A 399-nucleotide genomic window follows, 5' to 3' on the forward strand; every position below is an offset into this window, starting at 1 on the left:
CGATTCACGTGAGTGAGGGGTTTTCGGAGATTGAGGCTCGAATCTTTGAACTTGTACAGGGAGAAACTGAAGATGTCTGAGTTGACGGATAGTGTAGTCGAGGGCTCGATGCAGGAAGTCACGTGGATCGAGATTGCGGATCGCGGTCTGCTGTACCGTATCAACAACGAGATCATGCACCCGCTTGGGCTTGCCGTGTTCTACGATCCGGCGACTGGTGTATCGGAGGGCGCATTCGTGGCTCCGGATGGCGCGTTCGCGTATGATGAGAAGACGGCGGCGCAACACGAATCCTTGGCACAGGCCAAGGCCGATGACTTCGAATCCCGAGCCCGTTGGTTGGAAGCGCGCTGTGCCGAACTCTCGAACAGCCTTGTCGAGATGCAAACGCGTTTGGAT

General features: G+C 56.1%; 1 protein-coding gene. It reads left to right on the forward strand.

Features of this window, described 5'->3' with window-relative positions; genetic code table 11:
• Window positions 1-72: 72 nt before the first annotated feature.
• Window positions 73-399, forward strand: a 327-nt coding sequence (locus tag AC1RPQ_RS08025) for a DUF7415 domain-containing protein (protein ID WP_481762266.1), incomplete at its 3' end; no start/stop codon positions are given.

It is taken from the genome of Dellaglioa sp. CoH-57-MRSF-21, assembly GCF_056781915.1.